Source organism: Clostridia bacterium, assembly GCA_012840125.1.
Lineage (GTDB): Bacteria > Bacillota > DULZ01 > DULZ01 > DULZ01 > DULZ01.
The window spans coordinates 1-5,864 of sequence record DULZ01000077.1 but is presented as its reverse complement, the minus strand read 5'-3'; the positions used below and the strand labels follow the sequence as shown (position 1 = coordinate 5,864).

General features: G+C 55.6%; 4 protein-coding genes and 1 pseudogene. 3 read left to right on the top strand and 2 right to left on the bottom strand.

Annotated elements, in window-relative coordinates; all coding sequences use genetic code 11:
• Nucleotides 1-133: 133 nt before the first annotated feature.
• From GXX34_08865 to GXX34_08855, 3 genes and pseudogenes are all read left to right on the top strand, one after another.
• Nucleotides 134-637 (top strand): annotated as a pseudogene (locus GXX34_08865) (tetratricopeptide repeat protein).
• Nucleotides 638-922: 285 nt separating this feature from the next.
• Nucleotides 923-1,795 carry a helix-turn-helix transcriptional regulator gene (locus tag GXX34_08860; GenBank protein HHW07618.1) on the top strand — a complete coding sequence of 291 codons (873 nt, stop codon included), beginning with the start codon at nucleotides 923-925 and terminating at the stop codon, nucleotides 1,793-1,795.
• A 257-nt stretch (nucleotides 1,796-2,052) separates the two neighbouring features.
• Nucleotides 2,053-2,454 carry a hypothetical protein gene (locus GXX34_08855; GenBank protein HHW07617.1) on the top strand — a complete coding sequence of 134 codons (402 nt, stop codon included), beginning with the start codon at nucleotides 2,053-2,055 and terminating at the stop codon, nucleotides 2,452-2,454.
• A gap of 37 nt (nucleotides 2,455-2,491) precedes the next feature.
• Here the strand turns inward: GXX34_08855 and GXX34_08850 are convergent, their stop codons facing one another.
• Nucleotides 2,492-3,601, bottom strand: coding sequence for a hypothetical protein (locus GXX34_08850; protein ID HHW07616.1), 1,110 nt, complete (start codon nucleotides 3,599-3,601; stop codon nucleotides 2,492-2,494).
• Nucleotides 3,602-3,881: 280 nt separating this feature from the next.
• A partial coding sequence (locus tag GXX34_08845) for a GAF domain-containing protein (GenBank protein HHW07615.1) occupies nucleotides 3,882-5,864 on the bottom strand: 1,983 nt, incomplete at its 5' end.

Genomic DNA, 5,864 nt, shown 5'->3' with positions numbered 1-5,864 from the left:
TGCCTCCTAGGCAATTCCTCCACCGTTATCGCAAGGCTTAAATTCTGTATGACTGCTGGTTTTTCATGGCCAAAATTGCTGGTTTTTTTGTGACCAAAAATACTGTTTTTCAAATGACCATTGACACCTCTTAAGCGAAAAGATATTGGCTCTGAAGAAAAGAATTTTTGGCGCGGACCACCTCAGCACCATAGACACCGTATCGGATTTGGCCACTTATTACTGCGAAACCGGCCGGTATGAGGAAGCGGTAACCCTGGGTGAAAAGGTAGTGAATTTCCGGCAACAATTTCTGGGCCGGGACCACCCGGACACCCTGGGCGCCATGAGTAACCTTTCCCTTTATTATCACAAAGCCGGCCGGACAGAGGAAGCACTGGCCCTGGGGAAGCAAGTACTGAGTCTAAGAAGCAGAGTGCTGGACCAAGATCACCCGGACCTGTGGGCCTCGGTCCTCCAATTGGCACAATTTCACCGGGACAGCGGGCACCCCGGGGGGAAGGTCATGAAAATCACCGTGCCGGGAGAGGACGGGGAAACCAGGGAGTTATTTGCCGTGCTGCATAAGGATGAGGACCAAGACACGGACACCCTTCTCCTGATCCCCGGTGAAGGGATAGAGGATCCGGAGATGTAGAGTCCTGAAAACATGAGTGGAAGCGGTGGACGGCAGGTATCTGGGACAGCCTTGCCGTATTGCACCGGCGCAGACTTCCTGCACACCGGGCGTAGGCAAGAGCTTCGGATACAGACTTGTGAACGAGGACTGGGTGTTTCAGCAAGCGGCAGCCGGAGGGAGTATGTGGTAAGCTCCTCCCCGGAACCGGTCCCCGGCGGTGGTGCTTCGTGATGGCGCACCTGTTCCCGGCGTACACGGCGAAGATCCAGGTTCAGGTAAGTATTGTGTCTAGGAGGTACCAGGATGGGAACAGGATTCAACTATTTCCAGGAAATCATACCCCCGGCCATCTATGACCGGACGAAAACCACCATTTGCCGGCACCTGGCTGTTTTTGAACCGGAAGGGTACGCTTTGGGACAAGTGCTGCGGGTCGATGATTACCATTTCATCCTGTTTTTTGCCACCCCCCCGGTGACCGTGATCAACGGGGTGGAATACCGGCCCAAGAAGGGCGATATGCTGGTGGTGCAACCCTGGCAAGGGGTTTACGGGGTTCCGGAAAGCAGTTATAAAGATGAGGGAAAATACATGCATATTACCGTCAAGAAAGGGTTTTTCCGGAAAATCGCCGCCGAAAGCGCCGGGGCCGGGGAGTTTTCCTTTGCCCGCGTTCACGGCGCATACAGCCGGCGCCTGCTGGACTTGATCGGGGAATTCCAGCAGGAACTGGTCAATTACGGGGAAGCCTACCCGCAAATGATCCGCAGCCTCTGTACCCAAATTGTCTTTCAATTGATCCGGGACCTGCAAGCCGGGGAGACGAAGGGCCGGAAAAACAGCGGACGGGAAAACCAGTACATCCAACAGGCCATCCGCTTCATGGAAGAACACTACCAGACCTGCGTCACCATCCGGGATATTTGTGACCTGATCTATCTCAGCCCCTACCATTTCAAGCGGATCTTCAAGGAACACACCGGACGGACTCCCCACCGCTATTTAACGGAAATCCGCATCGAAAAAGCCAAAGAACTGCTGGCAACTAACGAGGGCACCATTGAGGATATTGCCGGGCTCTGCGGTTTTGTCAATGCGGGACATTTTGCGGTGGTGTTTAAGCGGGAAACCCATCTCTCCCCCTCCGAGTACCGGAAAAAATACGGGAAAAAATAAGGGCCGGATTCCGGCTGCCCCCTGTTCACCCTATGGGTGGACTTTTTTTATGCTCAAGGGAGCTTGTCCGAGAAACAGCACTTTTAAGAAAAGGAAACAGCACTTTTACAAAACTGATCAGCATGAAGAAATGCTAAGATAGTAAAACCAAACGGTTGGCGGCCCCGCACCCAGGGGAGGGCGGGGCAAAGGAACCAAGGGTGGGAAAAGGGCGGTCTATAGAATTGCGAAAGAGGCGATAAGGAGAACCGGAGACCATGACGGAAAAAGAAGATGCGGAAAAACGGCAAGATGCACAGGCGGCTGAGGAGCCGGCACGGCGGGATCTGTACCTACTGAACCGGACGCCCTGGCCGGCGGCCCTCGTTCCCGGTCTCCCGCGCCCCTGCGACCTGGTGCACCACGTGGATCACTGGACCCATGAGGATCACACGGTGATCATCGAGATTTACATGAAACAGGGAGACGCCGAAGTTTATTTTGCCAAGCTCATCTATTTCGCCAAACTAAAAGACTTGGGCATTTCCTATCAAAGCTCATACCCCAACGGCAAAGATATGGTGCTGAAGAGTACCGGCGCCGGCTTTTATCTCTCCTGCCTGTATCTTAAGGAATGGCAATACTTAAGAATCACCTGTCTCTATGAAAACCGGGACTAGAGCCCGGGGCGACACCGGTCTCCCCCCAACCTGGGATCTAAGTAGCCATGACCGTGGCCCGGTCCCTGCGGCTTCCGTCCGCATAGGCCACAAAGACCTTCCCCTTTTCCACTTGCAAGGAAACGTAGTTAACCTCCCCCGCTGAAAAACCCGGTTCACCGACATAAACCCAACAATCCCTTTCATATTTCATCACTGTGGCCCCGTAACCGTTCATATCATCCCGGAAAGCCACGTAAGGTACGCCCTGGTCAAAGACCAGCTTGGGGTAAACCACGTTTCCTTCGGAAAACCCCGGCCTGCCCACGGGAATCCAGCGTTCTTGCCCCCGGGCAGGATCATAAACGCACTTGGCTACGGTAATCTTGCATAGTTCATTACCGTTCCCGTAAGCTACATAGGGCACCCCTTGTTCCACATAGAGGGAGGTGTAAAAGGCAATGCCGAACAGATCCTGCTCGCCCACCGGCACCCAGTCACCCTCCCCTCCTGCTGCCGTGGGTTCATACCGGATCACCGCCAGCTTGCCAAGGGTACACCTGGGAACGTCCTCCCCTTCCGTATACGCTACATAAGGGATACCTCGATCCACAAACAGGGACACATAACCGGCGAATTTCCGGCTGAAGTTCCTACCTACCTGCACCCAGCCGGAGTTATCTTCATACTTCATGACCCGGCCGTGATAGGACCGGCCTTCGGTAAAAGCCACATAGGGAGTACCTGCCTCCACAAAGATAGTAACATAGTTGATCTCCTCGCCGCAAAACACAGGGCCCCCGACTTGCTGCCAGCCACCGCCCAGGTACCGCATCACGAAGACCCTGCTGTTTAACATTCTTTCTTTAAAAGCCACATAGGGTACGCCGTGATGATCCAGGCAGAGGCTGGTACAATTCACCGGCACGCGGAAGAAACCCGGTGGTCCCAGGGAAACCCACCGTTTCTTTCTCCGGTGATAGTACATTACGGTGGGGCGATAGCCCTGGGCCACGTCCACGAAAGCCAGATAGGGTACTCCGCCATACACTTTGAGGACCGTATGCTCCGCAGCCCCTGGGGTGAATCCGGCGGAACCCAGCAAAGAGAAATTCTCCCCCTGAGCGCCTATACTGGGAAACGGCAGCGCATTGATAATACCGGCCATTAACGTCTCTCCTTTGTTCCAGCTGCAACAGCCCCGTGGACCCTGCCTTATTATCCTACGCCTAAGCCAATCACCTCCCACACGAGCTGCAGCGGTATGGTAAACAATACAAGCCTGACCAGGAAATGCATGCACTCCCCCCTCACCCGGTGTAGACTGCCGGCCTGCATCAATCTAAGCATAGAACAAACAGGGGCGAAACACATCACCCAAATGGGTGAGACCCGCAAAAAAGCCGTCCTCCCCTGCCTGGACAACGGCAGCCGAGGACGGCTCCGGTCTACAATATATGCATCTGCTTGGCCTTTTCCACCGCTTGTACCCTCCGGTTCACCTGCAATTTCCCGTAGATGTTCCTGATGTGGGTTTTGGCCGTGTTGACGGTCATATCCAGCCTTTCCGCTATTTCTTTATTAGACAGCCCGGCCGCAATTAAACGCAATACTTCCAATTCCCGCTCCGACAGGGGTTCTACCAACTGGCCGTTGCCTTTCTTCTGCAGCCGCTCTCCCCGGTGCATCAAGTAGGATTTCACCTGGTTCACATAAGCCATCTGGGCAGCCATCAATTTCACTGCTTCCAGTTGTTCTTCCCCGAATACCCCCGGCAGTATGCTGTTTTCAAAATAGGCGACGCCGTAAGGTATGCCCTGAAACAGCAAGGGCAAGCAGACCACGGACTTGGGATTGTACTCCGCCAGGTAGGGGTCCACAGCAAAGATGCCCCACTGCTCCCGGTGGTTAAAAGCGACGGTTTTCAGGGTCCTGGCCACATACCGGATGACGGCTTTAGGGAGCAGGGGAAACTCTTCCAAGGGTACCGCCTGCTCCGCCGGCAGCTCCCGGTGGTTTTCCCTCGCTAGCTCCACAAAAAACTCGTCGCTCTTTTCCATGATCAGGTAGCCCTTATCCGCCCCCAGTACTTTCATGGCATGAGCCAAGAAAGCGGCAAACAGCTTTTGAATGCCGGCCTCACCGGCGGCGGCCGCCGCTTCACCGGCCAACTGCAGCATTCCCATACCGGCCGTGATTTCGCCTGCTCCGGGCATCACCAATCCGGCCACCCCTTCTCTTACAGCAGCGGGGGCTTCCTCTAAGGTTTCTCCGGGCCGGCGCGCCCCGGCCAGCAAGTCCGGGTAACAAGCCGCCAGCTGGTCCGCTTTGGCGAAAGCCCCCCAGCGGCAGTACCCGCGGAAAGCATCTTCCATATAAGCGCCGGCCACCCTTTTCAGGCCTAAGGATAAGTAAAACTTCGCCGCCAGCTCGCAGGCCAGGGCCTGGTTCTGCCGGTAACCGTTTTCTTGCGCCGATTGGGCGGCCCGGTCGTAGAGACCCATGGCCTCTTCCACGCGGCCTTCCAGCCGGGCTTTTTCCGCCGCCAGCAGCCAGTGTTTATGGGCAAAATTCTCCGGGCAGAAAGAAGCCCATTTCTCGACCTGCCGCAGGTTTTTGCGAAAGATCCGCCGGTACCTCCTCCGTTCGCAAGCAGGGAGCTCCCGGAAACATGCCGCAATGGCCAGGGAGTGATAGAACACGAACTCCGCGCTAATCAGGAACCCCTGGATGGAACCCATGAAAGGATAAACTTGCTCCGCCGCTTGGAGAGCCGCCGCATAATTCCCGGCCAGGTAGTTTAAATACAAGTCCAGAATATGATAGGTGCCCAAAGAGGCGCCGTCCTTTTGAACAATTTCCCGTACCCCGCTTTCTTGCCACCGGGCGGCTTTGATGCCCGGCGGGGTTTCGCCCTCCTCCCTCTCCTGCAACAGGGACACCAGTTTCTCATAGAGGGCCACATTGTTCAGTAAATTGTCATGCTTAAGCTGCCGGGCAATCCGTCCCTTCCGGTGCACCAGCTGCTTGAATTCTTCCAAGGGAAGGCCCATCCAGTAGGGCATTTCCAGGAGCAGCACCTGGGCATACCCCATGATCAGCACATCCCCTGCTTCGACGCCGTGTCGCACCGCTTCCTCCAAGTAAGCAAGGCCCTCCCGGGCAGGCCTGGTCCAATGGGAAATCAGGGCCCCGGCCACAAAATAAATGATGCTGCTGGAAGCGCTGTTACCGTATTTGTCCGCCAGGGCAATGGCCACCCGGCACAGCTCTTCTCCTAACGGGTAATTTCCGAGAATGATGCCCGCCGTGATGCTGTAACCCAGGTAGCCCACGGAACTCATTGCCGTGTTGCCGTGCCGGGCCGTATAGTTACCCGTTTTGAGGATGACTAAACCGTGTAGGTCCGGATAACTGGCCATGGTGACCGA